Origin of the sequence: Nitrosomonas sp. Nm132 (genome assembly GCF_900100485.1) — a bacterium.
Lineage (GTDB): Bacteria > Pseudomonadota > Gammaproteobacteria > Burkholderiales > Nitrosomonadaceae > Nitrosomonas.
The window spans coordinates 109,694-126,137 of record NZ_FNDH01000001.1 but is presented as its reverse complement, the minus strand read 5'-3'; the positions used below and the strand labels follow the sequence as shown (position 1 = coordinate 126,137).

Sequence of the window (16,444 nt, the reverse complement as noted above, 5' to 3'; positions counted from 1 at the left end):
GATTGGGATGCTTGTTTGCCAGAATAAGAACTTTTAATTCTAGCGCCTGTTGGCAGAAAAGCGATCCTGATGATGCCTGCAAGAGACAGTCAGAAACAATGTTGGGGCCAGGTCTATATTTTATGATATAAAATATAGACCTGGCCCTTATTATAGACCTGGCCCTTATTATGCAAGCTGCGGGTCGAGCGGATCGTACAGCTCGCCTCTCACCATCTTCTCGCGTTCGCTTGCCATCGTAGCCTCCTTTAAACTCCAGCGCTCATCTATCAACACTTCAACGATAGTCCACCTGCCTTAACGCCGCGCTTCAGCGGCGGGCCGAGCGCGCAGCGCGAGGACCGTCCGCTGGAAGCGCTGGTTGGGCCTTCATTGCTGATTTGCTGCCCGTGGCGGAACGTCACCCTCTGAACAGAAGGCTCCACTCCCGGTCATTGGCCGGGTAAATTTTCTATGTCGGCGTGACAGTTCTAGCTCGGGAGCCGCTTCGGTCAGGCGGTGCAGGTTGCTGTAACAGTACCCCTCAGCGTGATTGAGCCAGAACGAAGCGATGTACCGCTGCCCTTCAGCAGGAGTGAACGTGCTGATGGCGACGCACTCCGAAATAAATACATTCAACACCATGAAGCTTAAGTCTCGATTCGCCGGTATTTTTGTTGAAGCTTGGTAGCGCGTCTTCCCGACCTTTTGAAGCTTCACATCATCGCCGCCCTGGCTACAGCGCTCGGCTTCTCGGAATATGGCGACTGCCGGAAAAGCACCACCACTGTCGATGTCAAAGACCAGTTCCGCGATTGGTCCATCGGTTGGCGCTTGATATATGGTCGCGCATCCCGAGAGCAACAGGGCGAGCGTGGTCAGTGAATGCTTCATGGTGAGTGAGTGTTTCATAGATTTCCTGAAGGCCCAACAGGAAATTATATAATTCCATATATCTTCCATAAATTTGTCATTATACATCTCGTGAATCAAACAGAGGCATTGTTGGGGCCGGGTCTATATTTTATATCATATAATATAGACCTGGCCCTCCTTATGAAGAATTATTACGGAATTGCCACTTCCCTTCGTGCAATATTGGGGCTAATCCAAAAATTCCAGAGAATTGAATCATCGGTTCATAAAATAACGTGAAACTTTAGTTATTATTGTGTTTGACAAGCAACCTGCCATTCAGTAGTGTCATCTTTGATGAAAAAGGGTATTTGTTTTTCCTATCAGATGGTGGCTAGTCGGCACCCAAGTGCCGTTCTGACAGGAGTAAAACAGGATGGTTGAAACCGTGGGCTCCTTTCGCCGTGCGGTGGTACTGGCGGTTGGCTCAGCCGGTGATGTCGCCCCATTGGTTGCGGTGGCGACCAGACTGGTCGCGCGCGGACTGCAGACGACGCTACTGGCGCCGCAGCGCTATGGAGAGCTCGTCACAGACACAGGGGTCGAGTTCGCATCGATCGGTGCCGACGATGTCTTCGCAGAAGTGTTCGATGGCGCTGACCTGTGGACCGCAAACCGCGGCCTGGCAGCTTCATGGCGCTATTATGGCGCCGCGATGCGCACTGGGCTAACCATATTGCGGCGGGGGTGGAACCCGGCGGATACTGTGCTGGTCAGCTCGTCGTTTGCCGTTGCGGCGCGACTGGCACAGGAGTGCGACGGCTTCACCAATACCACAGTGCATCTGTCGCCGTCGCTGATGTTCTCGCGAACGCGTCCACCTCGATGGCCGGCAAGCTCGATACCACCGGGCTGGCCACGTTGGCTTCAGCACGGACTGGTTTCGGCCGCAGAGCGCTGGATGGTCGATCCCGTCATCGGTGCCGAGGTGAACCCCTTCCGCGCCCAACTCGGCCTGCCGCCGCAGCGCCGGCTGTTCTCTGAGTGGATCCATTCGCCTCACCGTGTCGCCTATGCTTTCCCCGAGTGGCTAGCTTTGGCTGCCGACGACTGGCCGGCCCAGGGCGTATATACCGGGTTTCCGCAGTGGCCCGGCCCGATCCGCGCTCTGCCGAGCGAGATCGAAGCCTTTCTGCACACTGGATCCGATCCCATCGTAGTAGTGACGGCCGGCACGGCGGTCGCGTCGCGTCCGGGCTGGGTCGATCGCGTCAGCGGCTTTGCGCTTGCCCAAGGGGCACGGGTCATCGTGATTGGAGCTGACTCAAATGTGCCGATGTCATCGACATCGCTATGCCAGGTTCGCTTTGCACCCTTCGAAACGCTGCTGCCGCATGTTCAACTCGTGGTTCACCACGGCGGCATCGGCACGGCAGCCGAGGCGTTGCGCGCCGGCGTGCCGCAGTGGCTAGTGCCGACCGCACATGATCAACCCGATAACGCTGATCGGCTGCAGCGACTAGGACTGGCATACACCATTGTCCCCGCGGCACGCGCGGAGGCTCTGGCGCAGGCATGGCGCTGGGCATTGGGTGAGCCGCAGCTCGTCTCACGTCTAAAAGCGGCACAGGCACGCATGATGGCAGACTGCGATGGCGCAGACCGCATTGCCGAGCTGGTGCTCGACCGGATGGCCGACCCGAATCACCCCAAATAGAACCGCCGTTCAAATCATCTGACTCAGGGCTGACAGGGGCGCATTATTGGACCAGGTCTATATTTTATGATATTAAATATAGACTTGGCCCTTCTTATTCTTCTTATTGACCCTAACGCCTTGCTGAGCGGCGCGGGGCACGAACAGAACCCGAAAGCCACCGCTGTCTCACCACGTTTCTCTCGAACACATAGTTTACTGAAGCTTATTATCAATAAATGAGGGACATGCTTGGCGTTTGCGGATCTCATCCTGATCATGGCCTCAACAATGAGATCTGCCAAGCAAGTCATTTGCATATCCTTGATAACACCTGTGTCGTCAAACTTCATCGGTTACTGTCTTTTTTGGTAACCGTAGAGCGTAGGCGCCTGCCGGTAGCGGCTTTTGGCCGCCCCGGGTTGCGGAAGATCGAGCGCCAGCTGGGACTGGCAGGTTTTTTTGATCCAGAAATAATCCTCATCAATTAATTGCTGACTATCTTTTTGTATGAAAAAATTGCGGTCGGGTAAAGCTAAACATTAAGTTATACTCTGATCCCAATTTTTACTTTGATTTGCATCGATTACAGAGAGGATAGGCCTCATGTTTGATTTGAAACGCGCAGGGGGAGAAGGATTTCTTGCTCTTGCTGTACTGTTGTTGTTCTCCCCGGTAAACCTGGCACAGGCGAATTCCCGGCATGCCTCTATCGTAATCGATGCGGCTACAGGTGAGGTGCTTCATGAGTCCCAGGCCGATGCCAGCCGTTACCCAGCCTCTCTGACCAAGATGATGACGCTCTACATGTTATTTGACGCGATGGAGCAACGTAAGCTGACCCTGGATAGCCGCATGCGGGTGTCGGACCGCGCGGCGTCCATGCCGCAGACCAATATCCGCCTGCGGTCGGGCGATACCATCAGCGTGCGCGAGGCGATTCCGGCGCTAATCGTGCGCTCCGCCAATGACGTGGCAGCGGTGGTGGCCGAGGCGCTGGGCGGTACTGAAGCCAATTTTGGCCGTATGATGACCGATAAGGCCCGCAAACTGGGTATGCATTCTTCCACCTTTCGCAATGCTTCCGGCCTGCCCAACGATGAGCAGAAAACCACAGCTCGGGACATGGTGACCTTGTCCAGGCGGCTGATGAAGGATTTTCCCCAGCACTACCATTATTTCTCCACCCAGTCGTTTCGTTACAAAGGTATCACCTATAACAGTCACAACCGCATGGTGCGCAACACACAGGGCGTTGATGGTCTGAAAACCGGTTATATCCGAACCTCTGGGTTCAATGTCGCGACTTCCGCCAGGCGGGGTAACCGCCGGGTAATCGGGGTGGTAATGGGCGGACAAACTGCCGCCGCTCGAGATCAGCATATGGCTCAGCTGCTCGATCGCAGCTTTACCCGAGTGCCTGCAACCCAGCTGGCCAGCAATACCGGTCATGCCGATGCGATGCCAGCCGTAGCCATGAAGGTCAGCACATTGGCTCCCGTGCCTAAACCAGCCCCCTTACTGGAAAAGGCACCCACTCCGGTCATGATGCAACAGGCCACCCAGACGGAGACCAGAGTTGAGCTACAAAGAGTTGCCTTGGTCAGTAACAGCAGTTGGGGTGTTCAGATAGGCTCTTATTTGACGCGCGACCGAGCCCAAGCCCAGGCCCAGGTGGCCACGCGCTGGGTATCAGGCGAGGTGGTGATCAACGAGGTTGAAATCAGCAACCGCAAGCTGTATCGGGCCCGTTTGCTGGGCTTGCAGGAAAGCCAGGCACGCACGGCCTGCCAGAATCTGAGCCGGCAGGGAATAGAATGCGTGGTGGTCCGAACACATGGTTAATCTGCATGCATAATTTTGGGAAAAAACGCAGGCTGGCGGCGCTTTATAAATTTTGACACCTTGCAGCGGATATTGAACCGATAATGATTCAACAGGCGCGTAAGGCGTCAATCCTTCCCCCAGCTTCGGGTGTCAATCCCCAATGGCGGCAGCAATAAAATCATGAAATAGGTGTTTGCTGTCCTGTTTTCAAGTCTTCCACGTATTTCCTCACAGCCTGCACATAGTTATTCATACTGTGGTCTTTCAAGGTATCGAAGCCAAGTCTTCCGAAGTCTCTGCGTAGGCCTTTTAGTCCGTCGAGCACCCGTCTAAACATAGAAACTCCTGGGTGCAGTTTCCCGCTCTCGTCGATATAAATCAGTTGGTCAATATGCCAATATCTCAACAGCAGATCCATCTGTGGTACCTCGGCTATGAGGTCATTGTTATTCACGAACCTGAAAGACCGTCCTTTGAACCGCTGATCGAAGGCCGTTGCAAAGCTCCTGTTCCCGGTGCGTGGCTGACCGAATGTGTAAAGGCCCTGGACGTCGAGCTGCTGGCTCCTGACGCCATCTCCAAGACTCAGGCGAGCCACGGCCAATGTGGCCAAAGCTGCACCCAGGCTATGGCCGGTGACCCAGATCGCTTGATTATGGGTGCGTAGGTCGGCGATTGCAGCTTCCAACTGCGGCCATGCCGCATTCAGTGCCTCATGAAAGCCGCGATGAACCTTGTTCTTGATGTTTTTTATCGGTCCATCGGTAAGATCGAACTGCGCGTCGGTCAACCAATCCTTTAGATCATCCGGTTCCGTACCACGAAACGCGACGAGCAGAACATCGGGATCGGCGCAGACAAACGCCTGGGTATCGATGAACGGCTTCTTAGGAATGCTGATAAGCTTGAACTGGTTGAATCCCCACTTGTGTACCTCCTCCGCTCGCAACGAATCGGATTCTTCATAGACCAGATTCGAAGCCGCAGCGAGGCACAGTGCATTATTTGGCGCAAATCCGGTCGCCGCAGGATTAAAGGGATTCTTCTCGCGATCATAGCGGTAATCTCTTTGATTCACCGGTTGTTCTCCTGTAATGAGTAAAAATCGATGGAAATCAGTGGGTCTACGCGTCCCCATGACTATTTTCCAGAAAGATATCGAAAAATAAGAGATAAACAAATACGTGCAAGCACGTAAGCGGGCAAAGAATAATTGTAATTTTACTCTGCTCCCAATTTTTCAATTTTTCGTGAGAATAGAGGGAAATTTAACCCGGATTTTCCATTAGAACCAATTGAGGCGTAAATATTGGGTTAAGTTTAACGGGGAGATCAAATGTTTTAGATTTATTCCAAAGGCCATCAATCCATTCACGTTGTCGCATGGCTACGGCCCCAGGTTAACAGTCTTTTTTGGCCTTCGTGAGCAATATAAGTCGGTAAAAATTAGGTTTTGTCTGGCCTTGCTGCAATGGGGTACGAGATGCTCCTATCTGCGAAGAAGCGGAGGAGAAACCAGATCAGTCCTTTTAAAAGTGAACAGGAATAACACCGTGTATGCATTATAAAAAGTGTCTGCAAGGAACGGCGAAGAAGATCCAACAAATCGGCCGGATGGCAACTCAAAAATATCGAAATGGTAACTTGCGTAGCCAGTCTGGTATTCTGCTTTATAGAAGGCTAATTCAGGCAATGAAATAGGTATCAAAGAACCTTGGATGGGTGGAATTCCAAAAAAAGTATTTCCCAGTTCAGTTCCCAGAGAATTTACCACGACATTGATACGGTAGGTAGCATTTTCCGTACCTTCCTGAGCCGTATAGCCTTGCTGCCCCAACCATCCGGCAATAATTCCCCGCAAAATATCCTTATCCGCACTTATTCCGGAAACATCAAGTTTTACAGTTGCACCCTGCGGAATAGGCAAAGACAACGCGGGCTGTTTAGGAAGACTACGCATTGCCGCTTCACTGATCAGCAGTTGTTCAGTTGCGGTTCTAAGCGAATTTGTTATTTTCTGGGTGGTTGAGCAAGCTGATAGCAATCCAACTAATGCCACGCCTAAGCAAAGCGCTTTAACTATTTTTTTCATTATAAATTTTCGCTCCTTGTCGTTATTTATTGGTTTTTTTCTGCTGAGGAATCAATGAACCGATTCATTGGAGCAGCTTCGATTGCTCTAGGCAGGCTAAAGGATGGCTCCGCGTATGTTCCTAGCTTGTTTTATAGAAAGATATCGAGAAATAGGCGGTAAATAAATACGTGCAAACACGTAGAAGAGCAAAGAAAACACAAGGTTAAATTTTATGCTCCAAAAAAGGCGTCAGAGCGGGCAGGATACTGGGAAAGGTATCCTCGCTTAACTTGCCATGGATGGCGGCATGGTCACGCGCGAACAGGCGGCATGGATCTCGTCATAAGCCTCTTGTAGTTTGTCAGCGTAGCGCTGTGAAAAATGGAAGGGTATCAGTCGGCTAACTTCAGCCGCCATGGCGATTTCACCGCACGCGCGCGTGGTTAAATGGCCAGTCTGAGCTGCTTGCCCGGCATTGGCTTCCATAAAACGTGCTTCACAGAGAAAGGTATGGGCGTATTGGGCTAAAGCCTGTAGATGCTGGCGATTGTCCGGAGTGTCGGCAAGATCGGTCGCATAAACCAGTTTCTTGCCTGGTTTGATCAGGGTCAGGTCCGCTGCGACATCGGCGACACGCGCTACCGTTCCGTCAGGCAAGGTGATGATGGCTGTGTCATTTTCGGCCAGCAGGTGGTTTTTCAATGCAGCCAGCCAGGGCCCTGGTTTTAAGCCACGTGCTTGTAAATAATCCTTGCGGATATTGATCTCCATGGTCGGTTCGAATGCATAGGCGAGCACCGGCGTGTGATGATCCAGTCGTTGTGCGCGAATACGGAAACCTGCATCTTGCAGGATCACGCCCGCTTTCAACTTGACCTCACCGAGCGGCACAGGCGCTCCCTGGCCTGCCTGCAGGCGAAAACGCAGCAGATGATCCGCATGTAATTCCCCTACCTCAAAGCAAGGCGCGCGCTTCGCTACTCGGTCCCACAGAATGCCTTGCAGGAATCCTTCGATGTGCTGGGCCAATCCTGGCGGTCCATACAAACGGCAGAGCGGAAACGGGCCAATCCGCGAGCGCAGTAACATCATGAATCCACCAATATGATCGATATGAGCATGACTGATAAAGACATCCGTTACCTGATGGGCAATGCGTGCCGGCAGGCGCACGCCCTCTCCCAGATCAAACAGCAGACTGCGCTTTTGTTGCAGCAAGCGCACGTGCAGCAGCGGATCACCCAGAATTCCATTGACCAGGCAGAAGTCGATTGGGCCGATCCGGCCCATGACACGCAATCCGCCATCTTGCACGGTTGATCCGGCGGTATCGGAGGGAGACCGGTATTCAAGCGGTTCCGCTGCAAACGGGACAGCTGTTTCCATCAAGCCGTTGATTGAACGTTGCGCATCCCGGAGCAATAAACCATCAAAAACTTGCGGTAGGTAGGGTAGCCTGACGGTTAATTGACTTCCTTGCAAACGTCTCACTTCGGCCATGACTTGTGTCTGATTGCGATATAACAGCGCAATCTGCCGGCCTGCCCAAGCGCTGACCTCGCCCAATGGCGGCGGCATGCCGATGATATTCAGTTGATTGAGATCGAGTGTATGTTCGATACCGTTCTTAAGAGAGTTATCCCAAAGCTGAGTACGCTGGCGGGCGCGGCTGCGTTTACCCGGGCGCTTGGCCGCCGTGCTGGCGTGGACGACATAGAGCTGGGTTGTCAAGGTGCGCAATTCATCAAGCAGCGACGGGGCGCGATCAGCCACAGTCAAGGCGAGCACAGCATTCGCGGCCACCGCCTCGAATAAGCCCTGCAACAATTCGCTGCCGGCAACACCCCGTACTACGCCGGGCGTATCGATTAACAGCACCTCGTTATCCAACGAGGATGATTGCATGAGGCGCCGTACTGCTAAAACCAGCGGAAGGCGGAAACGGCCTGCATCGAGACTACAGGTAGCCTCATAACTGCCCATCTGCCAGCCATCCGCTTGCCACTTGCCGAGAGAAACGGCGCCTGGCAGGCCAAAGGCGGGTGAGCCAGGGTCGGCGCAGAGGCAGTAACAGTTTTGGCCAGTCTTATAAAGCTCATGCGCCAGTTGTGCTGCCAAGGTCGATTTGCCGACGCCGGGCGGACCATGCAGTAGCACCCGCCGGTTTTGCTTTAACACGGTATTGGTGATATCAACCGCGCAACAGGCTAAAACGGGCAAACTGGGTTTAGTATCGCCATGCATGCATTTTTGCTCCTCGTGCGCAAAATGTTTGATGAGATTACACCTGATTTTCGTCGTATTCTAATTCCAAACGTTTATAAGCAGGGCAATCTATTGGGCCTGGCCAGTAGATTTGCATGACTTCCCACGGTTAACCCGAATATTTCATAAATTCGCGTGATGATCACGCAGGGTTTTGATTAATAGGGAAGTTTTGAGAAAGAGGGGTGTAGTGATTCATACACCCGACTGAGCAAAATCTTTCTTATTAATCAAAAGACAAGTGAGGGCACGTGCCAATTTATGAAATACTCGGGTTAATACACAATGTCGGAAATAGCTTTACTTGCGTGATCTTCAATGCAAAATCCTTGCTCAGCGACTAACGGAGTCACGATACGTTATTCAGATGATAGATGTGCGGCAGGAGTAAAATCATGCCGGCGCAGCAGATGGTTGAGGCAGTGGGGTTGCCGGTACAGTTTGTCAGCGTACCAAACCGCAGTATAAATTGTTGGCAGGCGGTGATGGCGTCCTCGTGGGTGAATTTCTGACCAGTCCCGTGGCACATTGGGTTGGATCGTAGGCTTCTCCTATGGGCAACCTTTTTGATCATCAGTGTTCTCTGCTTTGCTCTCCGGGATCGTTCCTTTACCGCAAGGTGATGTTAAATTAATCCCAAGATACCTACGACAATCAAATACACGGCCACTAAATAATTTAAAAATCTTGGTATCAGCAAAATTAATATACCGATCACGAGTGCTAATACAGGTTCGATAGCGATATTCATGAAGATTCCTTCCTCACCTCAAAAATATAGAACCACTTTAGAGGTATGGTCGAACGTTGTCTGTACGGTATCGCACATAATGCTGTTGGGAGTGATTGAGCCAGATTGCCAACATACGTTGCGCCGATCAGGGACCCGATGCCCAGATTTGTTTATGAGCTCAGGATTGATTCTTAGACTTCATGAAAACGCCAGCTAAAAGTAGCAGTACTGCGGCGCCTGCTATAGCGGTCACTATTGAACCGATGAGCCCTAATAGACTGAACAAAAGACCGCCCACAACGGTGCCGGCAATGCCAAGAATGATGTTGCCCAGGAGACCAGCGCCTCTTCCTTTCATAAATATTCCAGCCAGCCAACCTGTCACTGCGCCGATTATGAGAAAAATTAATAACCCAACAAAGTCCATTGGTTTATCCTTTTGTTAATCCGACCACTGTCACTGTTTATGTGGTGCCGTGCATAATGGAAGATATAGTCCACTCTCAACCTTTCTAAGGAGTTTGCACGGCAATAGGCGCGTTGCTTGTGGGCTTCTCTATGAAATGAACTGCAAAGTATATTTCCTCACATATCCGCACGCGCCTAACGGCGGTAGTTTAATCACCGGTTGTATTTACAGTCAGGTCGCTTTGTACTGATTTCACGCCATCCTGGCTTTGGGCCACCTCTATCGCCTTGTCGATACTTTGCTGGGAATCAACCGTTCCGTTCAGCTGCACTACGCCATCAGCGGTCGTTACTTTGATTTGGGATACCTTCAGAGAGGGTTCGTTTAAAATTGCTGTCTTAATTTTTAGGGTAATAACCGAGTCATCGATGTACTGGCCACTTGCTTCAGTTTTCTCGATTATCGACTCTTTGACGTCGTCAAGTTTGCTTTCTGCTTTTTCTGTTCCTTGCTCAATCTTTTGTTCAGCATTTTCAATCGAGCGATCTAACTTTTTCCCCGTCTTTTCCGCTGGACCTTCCTGTTGACAGCTCGCTAGTCCGAGAACAGCAAGTAAACTCATAATCATAGAAAGTCTTTTTGCTGAACTACCTAGCCCACGCTCATTTGTCGCTTTCATTTGGTTTCTCCTTAAATTGTTAATGGATCTCCGAAAGTGCGCATAACTTACGTAATGAGCACTCAAGTGAGCGAAAAAGTGTCAGAGAAAGAAAACTCACTGCTTAAATTCACGGCACCCTTAAAACCCTGCTCAAATTCTAGCAACAGCATCAAGTGCAGTCTGTGCGCTACCGCACAGACTGCAATGGGTTCCGTGGTTAAAATTATTTAGGGTTTTATGCGACTCCGACTTCACCTCAAAGCGTGATGCTTGACCGAGAGGGGATGCCTGTCTGCAGCCGTTGATAGTTCTTAACCGATAAAGGAGTATGGATCATGCTCGTTATTAGCAATCGTAATTTAAAACCGGAATTTGCTAAAAGTGGTTTTAGTAACGAAAATGCTTTTGGTGAACAGCTTAACAGCAAAGGGCCCAATGAAATTCGGCTGGCAAACGCTTATAAGGAAGGAGGGCAATGGAAGCTGGAACTGGTTCAAGAGCCTAAAACGCCTCGTCCCGATAATTTGCCCAGTAAAACACAGTTTGAAGCCGTTCTGGACCGATGCAAGGAGAACAAAAAGAATTGCTTGTTCTTTGTGCATGGATACAATAAACCATTCGCGGAAACCATCGAGCAAGGATGGCTTTTGCAGGAGCGCTACCAAATTGAAGTTGTTCTTTTTTCCTGGCCGTCCAATACCGGCGGCATCACAATAAAAGAATATAAGACAGTAAAACGGGTTGCCCAAGTGTCTACGGGCGCGTTGGATAATGCATTTGAAAAGTTGGCGTCATATTTGGCGATCCCCTTTAATAAGGAGGCGCTGCTCGAATGTGATGTTTCTCTCAATTTCATGACATACAGCATGGGGAATTTCCTGTTTCAGAATTACGTGCAAGGTACGATATACGATGGCGAAACGCGGATGTTTACCAATGCTGTTCTTTGCCAGGCAGATTGTGACAATGAAGGGCACAGAAAGTGGGTGGAGAATATCCAGGTTGGGAAAAGGACTTATATTACCATCAATGAAAACGACAAAATTCTCGGCTGGTCGGACGCAAACTTCCAAAAGGATCGGCTTGGCAGGACGGTAAGAGCACTCGACGCAACCAATGCGATATATGTTGATTTTACAGAAGGTGATAAGGTCGGCAAGACTCATCAATTGTGGGGTGAAGACACCAATGACACGGTAAGGAAGTTCTTTGACCATGTTCTGAATGGCCGGCGTGGCGAAGATGTCGAGGGACTTAGCTACGACTCGCGTGTCAATGCCTTCCGAATATAAAACATAGAACGCGTCATTCAATCGGGGTTTTGCGATGAGGCTAAGGCAATTTCCTGCGAGAGGAGGCGGCAATTTATGACAAAGCGTGAATTCTTCGGCGTCACCATTGAATGTGTGCAGGGGAACATTGCAGTTCAACCCGATATGGAGGCGATTGTCAACGCAGCCAATGCGATGCTGCAGACCGGGGGCGGCGTGGCAGGCGCAATCCATCGGGGGGCGGGCCCTGGTCTCGAGGAAGAATGCCGCAAGCTCGCACCTATCCAGCCCGGCCAGGCGGTCATCACTGGAGCGCATCATCTGCCGAACCGCCATGTTATCCACTGTCTTGGGCCGGTCTATGGTGTAGACGAGCCTTCTGATCAGTTGCTGTCCTTATGTTATCGTAATGCATTGCAACTAGCCGAGTACCATGGCATCAGATCCATCGCTTTTCCTGCAATCTCGACGGGCGCATTCGGCTACCCTCTGGAACCGGCTGTGCGGATCGCTCTCAAGGTAATCTTCGATAGGCTTCCCAATTTTCTGACCGTTAAGCATATTCGCTTTGTTTTGTTTAGCAATGCGGATCAACAGTTATACGAGCAAGTTCTCGGCGAGTTCGCAGAAGCATGATTCAGGGGTTGCAAAAGGCCGGAAATGAACGGTTTTGCAATGGTGACTCATGAGCGTTCATAGTGCAGGCATCATCCTGTACCGCTTTATTGAAAGCGAACTGCAAGTTATGCTGGTTCATCCTGGCGGGCCTTTCTGGGCAAAGAAGGACGATGGCGCGTGGTCAATACCTAAAGGCATCTACCAGGAAGATGAAGATCCGCTCGATGCGGCCAAGCGAGAGTTTCGAGAAGAGACAGGGGATGAGGTTGATGGAGCGTTTGTCGATCTTGGGGAAGTCAAGCAGCCCAGTCGGAAAATTGTGCATGCATGGGCCTTAGCGCACGATTTCGACATTTCCAAGATCGTCAGTAACACGTTTAATCTTGAATGGCCACCCAAGAGCGGTGTAATTCAGCAGTTTCCCGAAGTCGATAAAGGGCAGTGGTTTGAGATTCATGAGGCCAGGAAAAAGATCCTGGCAGGGCAGCAAGCGTTTCTCGAAAAATTAATGGAACGGCTTGGTTACCCGCCAAAAAATGCAGGAGCGCCGCATGATTCTGAGTAATAAAGCACCCTGTTTTATTTGATCAGGTCAGTAACGAGATCTCAGTTACTTTATGAAATATTCGGGTTAACTGGACGGTAAGAAGCGAGATCGTTTAAGGAATTGACGGTGATGTATGGAAATATTTGAACTCACCCAATTCGTATGTAATGTCGATTGATCGACTTCCGGATTATGTCCGTAGACTACCGACGCAATGGCATCGTAAAGTAATTTTGGGATGTCATATATTACTGGATTGGATGATTCAACCAATCTTGCCAATTTGAATTCATAAGCGTTGTTGTCCACAAATTTTTTAGCCCATTTTCTCGAGACGACCCGTTAGTCGCTATCGTAACGTGCAGCCGTTTCAACCTGCGCAATCGAGCTGCGCAGGTTGAAAAACAGCTTGGGATTGCTTCTATGGTTTACTGGACACGATAGGGCTCGCGTTGAGGAACCCCCAGATGAAGTCTGTTTGCATTACCAGCATATTTGGCCGGTTGTTGTTATCGTTGTAGAACCAGAACGGATCAGGAATGCCATGATGGCTGCGCGCATAGCCAAAATCGGTCAGATTGCGTTCGAACACCGAGAGTGCGAGGAAATTAGCTGAGCCATCGCTCTTCAGTGCCGCACCCGCTCTTGCGTGACAGCTAATGCAGCTCGAACCATCCATAAACCCTGCCTCGGTCACCGAATTACCCAATAGCGTCGATTGACCCATTGAGTTGACAAACTCCACTTGCGAGCCTTTGAGGCGGAAGTTACGCCAGGCGATATCCTCTGGGTCAGGTTCAACCTGACTGGTGCTGCTACCGCCGCCGATATTCAATTGAGCGAGCAGTTTATCCCATTCCGGACGGATCATTTCCAACGGATAACCTTTGTCTGGATTGAACACGATACTGGGCGAGTTCAACTGATCGCTATGTTGATTGGGTTTGACATAATTGTCTGCGGTACCAGCCGGGCGATTCTTGTCGTCGCTTGCATAGCCATAAGCATCATTGCAGCCGGTGACATCGCAGCGGCCGGGTAGGCTAGTATGCTCGAAGGTAGTCCATACCCAATTGGGAATATCTTTAGAGGAAATATGGAACGCCACCAGGTGATGAATGCCTTCCAGATTGCAAGTCAGCGGTGATTTGCTAATACCCAGCGCCTGCAGATCAATCTGTGTCTGCAGCAATTTGCTGATGTACTGCTTGGGATCATCTGGCAACCCCAGAGCAACAGCAAGATCATGGTGCAGCCAGTTGCTCTTGATCATGATGGCATCCGGCGGCAAATCCACGCGGGACAACGAGCCCGGTTTTCCATCCAGGGAAGATTGATTGGCACGACGGTAGGGCGCTTCTGTTTGCAGATTTTTCTGGTTGACCTTGAATATATCGATCACACCGTTGGCATTATATAAATTATTGGTGAACAAGTAATCATGGAATACCTTGTTGCGGATGGTGAGTTCAGCATTGGTCTGACGAATGACGCGGCCAGTACTTTCTGCATCGGCTGGATTAAATTTCTTGATGATGTCTGCTACCAGATCCTCGGTCTTACCCTCAACCGGTACCGCAGAACAGGAAGGTACCGGTGTGTCGGCAGCCTTTTTCATCGACTGGAGTTTGACCATGCGACTCAGGGGATTAAGCGTGTCATGGAATGGCAGGCGGGTATCACGCTGCAAGGCAGGATCACGCGCCAGCTTTTGCGCTTCTTCTGCCAAAGCGTCTGTCAAACTTTTGAGTTTGGTGGCGTGCTGAGTTCCCGGATAAACTGGACAATGATCAGAGTCGTTGTTCGCTGACCCAGGTTGGCAACAAGCATCTTTACCAGGTGCTTGGCCAGGCTGGCAAAGCGCATAAGGCTGCGCTGGCCAGTTGTCATTCTCGTCAGCCCAGTTTGACCAGAATTTAGCCTGAATCACATCGGCAAAGAGTTTCCAGGAGAACATATCCGGGCAGGTCATGGCAGCGTTGCTCAGTACCTTGCCGGTACTGCTATTGATGGCAACCAACTCACCCTTTTTAAGGGTCATCGAACAGTATTCAGCATCCTTGATAGCAGCTTGAAAATACAAAATAGAATCGATGCCAGTGGGCTTGTAACTATCCGCATGAACAACAGGTAGCAGGCTGCTTAAGGCAATACCCATCAGAATATTAAGCAATAAACGAGAGCGTGGGATCATAGTGTTTCTTCCAATTAAGATATAGGGATAAAAGCTTACTGGCGGATCGTAAAAGAAAACCTACACTGATCTGTCTTCGAGAATAACGCTTTAAACAGACTTAATCACTGCTAGCTTCATCGAAGAATGTGTTAAGACGTACACGTTAAATAGGTGGCTGCGCCAGAACAAAATTTTGCTAAAGTCTACTGACGTCTACTGACTCGTGGTATCGAAACGCGCAAGCTCATTTTCTCAGGTTATGCGCTCTGTGCGATTGCTTGCGGAGCCGCGTTGCGGCGATCTTCAAGATATTTTTGATGAACTTGGCAGAGGGGCATCCTATGGCGCTTCAACAACCCATCTGGGTAAGCTTCTTCCACGAATTGAAGGGGGCGGTGGAGGTGGATGTCCTGTGCTGGTTTTGGGTATTTCAAGATTATGCTATGTAGAAGATGAATAATATGAGTGCATCTGATGATCTCCTTGAAGAGGTGGGAAAAAGAAAATTTGCTACAGTGCTTGCTGATCCCCCTTGGCAATTTCAAAACCGCACAGGGAAAATGGCGCCTGAACATAAGCGACTATCCCGGTATCCGACCATGACCTTGCAGGAAATTAAAGATTTGCCTGTTGAGGCGATCGTAAAAGATACCGCGCATCTTTATTTGTGGGTGCCGAATGCGCTGTTGCCGGATGGGCTACAAGTGATGGAGCACTGGGGTTTTACCTACAAGACAAATTTAATCTGGTACAAGATCAGAAAAGATGGCGGACCCGATAGGCGAGGGGTTGGCTTTTACTTCCGCAATGTGACGGAAATGATTTTGTTTGGCGTAAGAGGGAAAAACGCCCGAACATTACAAGCCGGACGAAGCCAGGAAAATATCATTTCGTCCCAGAAGCGGGAGCATAGCCGGAAACCTGATGAACAGTATCAAATAATCGAATCGTGCAGCCCAGGTCCGTATATTGAGCTTTTTGCGAGAGGACCTAGAGAGGGGTGGTTTGTATGGGGTAACCAAGCCGAGGAATACGCCCCTACCTGGGATACCTATTCAAATCATTCGCGGTCAAATGTGGTTTCTTTTAAGAAGCAAAGAAAGCTGCCGTAACCTATTTAACGAAGCGGTTCGGCAAGCTTGTATGGTATTTGCGGCGCATTCTCCTACCCACACCGCAAACGTCGATGAAAAATCTAGTGGCCCATATAATCAACAGACCGTCGATTTGAACACAAGCTAACGTCGGTGTGCGCCAGCCCCAGCTTTATTAATTTACTTCTGGAGGCCATGATTTCGTCTTTTGAGCGGATTCTTTCACGTTAAATTATGTG

General features: G+C 50.3%; 16 protein-coding genes. 8 read left to right on the top strand and 8 right to left on the bottom strand.

What is annotated here, in order from left to right:
- Nucleotides 1–369 precede the first annotated feature (369 nt).
- On the bottom strand, nucleotides 370–891 hold the full coding sequence (locus BLP80_RS00505; protein WP_143002200.1) for a hypothetical protein: 522 nt from the start codon (nucleotides 889–891) through the stop codon (nucleotides 370–372).
- Nucleotides 892–1,270: 379 nt separating this feature from the next.
- Between BLP80_RS00505 and BLP80_RS00500 the strand changes: the two genes are divergently transcribed.
- The 3 genes from BLP80_RS00500 to BLP80_RS00490 all read left to right on the top strand — a co-directional run bounded on the left by BLP80_RS00500 (nucleotide 1,271) and on the right by BLP80_RS00490 (nucleotide 4,375).
- The gene (locus BLP80_RS00500) at nucleotides 1,271–2,551 is read left to right on the top strand and encodes a glycosyltransferase (protein ID WP_090539056.1); all 1,281 of its coding nucleotides are present in this window, start codon (nucleotides 1,271–1,273) and stop codon (nucleotides 2,549–2,551) included.
- 218 nt (nucleotides 2,552–2,769) lie between these two features.
- Nucleotides 2,770–3,021 carry a hypothetical protein gene (locus tag BLP80_RS00495; protein ID WP_143002199.1) on the top strand — a complete coding sequence of 84 codons (252 nt, stop codon included), beginning with the start codon at nucleotides 2,770–2,772 and terminating at the stop codon, nucleotides 3,019–3,021.
- 115 nt (nucleotides 3,022–3,136) lie between these two features.
- Nucleotides 3,137–4,375, top strand: a complete 1,239-nt coding sequence (locus tag BLP80_RS00490) for a D-alanyl-D-alanine carboxypeptidase (RefSeq protein ID WP_090539052.1) — start codon at nucleotides 3,137–3,139, stop codon at nucleotides 4,373–4,375.
- Between the two features lie 160 nt (nucleotides 4,376–4,535).
- On the opposite strand, the gene BLP80_RS00485 is transcribed toward BLP80_RS00490, so the two are convergent.
- The 6 genes from BLP80_RS00485 to BLP80_RS00460 all read right to left on the bottom strand — a co-directional run bounded on the left by BLP80_RS00485 (nucleotide 4,536) and on the right by BLP80_RS00460 (nucleotide 10,517).
- Nucleotides 4,536–5,495: a lipase family protein gene (locus BLP80_RS00485; protein ID WP_090539049.1), complete on the bottom strand. Its 960-nt coding sequence runs from the start codon at nucleotides 5,493–5,495 to the stop codon at nucleotides 4,536–4,538.
- A gap of 351 nt (nucleotides 5,496–5,846) precedes the next feature.
- Entirely contained in the window at nucleotides 5,847–6,449 is a 603-nt protein-coding gene (locus BLP80_RS00480) for a hypothetical protein (RefSeq protein WP_256324893.1), read from the bottom strand.
- A 267-nt stretch (nucleotides 6,450–6,716) separates the two neighbouring features.
- Nucleotides 6,717–8,675 (bottom strand): nSTAND3 domain-containing NTPase, encoded by a 1,959-nt coding sequence (locus BLP80_RS00475; protein WP_090539045.1) that lies wholly within the window; start codon nucleotides 8,673–8,675, stop codon nucleotides 6,717–6,719.
- A gap of 646 nt (nucleotides 8,676–9,321) precedes the next feature.
- Nucleotides 9,322–9,447 carry a DUF3096 domain-containing protein gene (locus BLP80_RS00470; protein ID WP_090539043.1) on the bottom strand — a complete coding sequence of 42 codons (126 nt, stop codon included), beginning with the start codon at nucleotides 9,445–9,447 and terminating at the stop codon, nucleotides 9,322–9,324.
- A gap of 160 nt (nucleotides 9,448–9,607) precedes the next feature.
- Nucleotides 9,608–9,856, bottom strand: coding sequence for a GlsB/YeaQ/YmgE family stress response membrane protein (locus tag BLP80_RS00465; RefSeq protein ID WP_090539042.1), 249 nt, complete (start codon nucleotides 9,854–9,856; stop codon nucleotides 9,608–9,610).
- Nucleotides 9,857–10,046: 190 nt separating this feature from the next.
- Nucleotides 10,047–10,517, bottom strand: coding sequence for a BON domain-containing protein (locus BLP80_RS00460; RefSeq protein WP_090539040.1), 471 nt, complete (start codon nucleotides 10,515–10,517; stop codon nucleotides 10,047–10,049).
- 317 nt (nucleotides 10,518–10,834) lie between these two features.
- Here BLP80_RS00460 and BLP80_RS00455 point away from each other — a divergent pair, with 317 nt between their 5' ends.
- The 3 genes from BLP80_RS00455 to BLP80_RS00445 all read left to right on the top strand — a co-directional run bounded on the left by BLP80_RS00455 (nucleotide 10,835) and on the right by BLP80_RS00445 (nucleotide 12,953).
- Complete coding sequence (locus tag BLP80_RS00455) at nucleotides 10,835–11,791, top strand: alpha/beta hydrolase (protein ID WP_090539038.1); 957 nt, start codon at nucleotides 10,835–10,837, stop codon at nucleotides 11,789–11,791.
- Nucleotides 11,792–11,905: 114 nt separating this feature from the next.
- Nucleotides 11,906–12,406, top strand: a complete 501-nt coding sequence (locus BLP80_RS00450) for a macro domain-containing protein (RefSeq protein ID WP_218120331.1) — start codon at nucleotides 11,906–11,908, stop codon at nucleotides 12,404–12,406.
- Nucleotides 12,407–12,455: 49 nt separating this feature from the next.
- Complete coding sequence (locus BLP80_RS00445) at nucleotides 12,456–12,953, top strand: NUDIX hydrolase (RefSeq protein ID WP_090539034.1); 498 nt, start codon at nucleotides 12,456–12,458, stop codon at nucleotides 12,951–12,953.
- 403 nt (nucleotides 12,954–13,356) lie between these two features.
- Here the strand turns inward: BLP80_RS00445 and BLP80_RS00440 are convergent, their stop codons facing one another.
- Complete coding sequence (locus tag BLP80_RS00440) at nucleotides 13,357–15,129, bottom strand: hypothetical protein (RefSeq protein ID WP_090539032.1); 1,773 nt, start codon at nucleotides 15,127–15,129, stop codon at nucleotides 13,357–13,359.
- Between the two features lie 250 nt (nucleotides 15,130–15,379).
- Between BLP80_RS00440 and BLP80_RS00435 the strand changes: the two genes are divergently transcribed.
- Nucleotides 15,380–15,571 carry a BglII/BstYI family type II restriction endonuclease gene (locus tag BLP80_RS00435; protein ID WP_256324892.1) on the top strand — a complete coding sequence of 64 codons (192 nt, stop codon included), beginning with the start codon at nucleotides 15,380–15,382 and terminating at the stop codon, nucleotides 15,569–15,571.
- A 1-nt stretch (nucleotide 15,572) separates the two neighbouring features.
- Complete coding sequence (locus tag BLP80_RS00430; protein WP_090539027.1) at nucleotides 15,573–16,223, top strand: MT-A70 family methyltransferase; 651 nt, start codon at nucleotides 15,573–15,575, stop codon at nucleotides 16,221–16,223.
- Nucleotides 16,224–16,444: the final 221 nt, after the last annotated feature.

Excerpts from the sequence above, each read along its gene's own strand:
- BLP80_RS00495 (WP_143002199.1), top strand. The coding sequence starts at position 2,770 with ATGAGGGACATGCTTGGCGTTTGCGGATCTCATCCTGATCATGGCCTC.
- BLP80_RS00490 (WP_090539052.1), top strand. The coding sequence starts at position 3,137 with ATGTTTGATTTGAAACGCGCAGGGGGAGAAGGATTTCTTGCTCTTGCT.
- BLP80_RS00460 (WP_090539040.1), bottom strand. The coding sequence starts at position 10,517 with ATGAAAGCGACAAATGAGCGTGGGCTAGGTAGTTCAGCAAAAAGACTT.
- BLP80_RS00440 (WP_090539032.1), bottom strand. The coding sequence starts at position 15,129 with ATGATCCCACGCTCTCGTTTATTGCTTAATATTCTGATGGGTATTGCC.
- BLP80_RS00475 (WP_090539045.1), bottom strand. The coding sequence starts at position 8,675 with ATGCATGGCGATACTAAACCCAGTTTGCCCGTTTTAGCCTGTTGCGCG.
- BLP80_RS00505 (WP_143002200.1), bottom strand. The coding sequence starts at position 891 with ATGAAACACTCACTCACCATGAAGCATTCACTGACCACGCTCGCCCTG.
- BLP80_RS00500 (WP_090539056.1), top strand. The coding sequence starts at position 1,271 with ATGGTTGAAACCGTGGGCTCCTTTCGCCGTGCGGTGGTACTGGCGGTT.
- BLP80_RS00470 (WP_090539043.1), bottom strand. The coding sequence starts at position 9,447 with ATGAATATCGCTATCGAACCTGTATTAGCACTCGTGATCGGTATATTA.
- BLP80_RS00430 (WP_090539027.1), top strand. The coding sequence starts at position 15,573 with ATGAGTGCATCTGATGATCTCCTTGAAGAGGTGGGAAAAAGAAAATTT.
- BLP80_RS00480 (WP_256324893.1), bottom strand. The coding sequence starts at position 6,449 with ATGAAAAAAATAGTTAAAGCGCTTTGCTTAGGCGTGGCATTAGTTGGA.
- BLP80_RS00445 (WP_090539034.1), top strand. The coding sequence starts at position 12,456 with ATGAGCGTTCATAGTGCAGGCATCATCCTGTACCGCTTTATTGAAAGC.
- BLP80_RS00465 (WP_090539042.1), bottom strand. The coding sequence starts at position 9,856 with ATGGACTTTGTTGGGTTATTAATTTTTCTCATAATCGGCGCAGTGACA.
- BLP80_RS00485 (WP_090539049.1), bottom strand. The coding sequence starts at position 5,495 with ATGGGGACGCGTAGACCCACTGATTTCCATCGATTTTTACTCATTACA.
- BLP80_RS00455 (WP_090539038.1), top strand. The coding sequence starts at position 10,835 with ATGCTCGTTATTAGCAATCGTAATTTAAAACCGGAATTTGCTAAAAGT.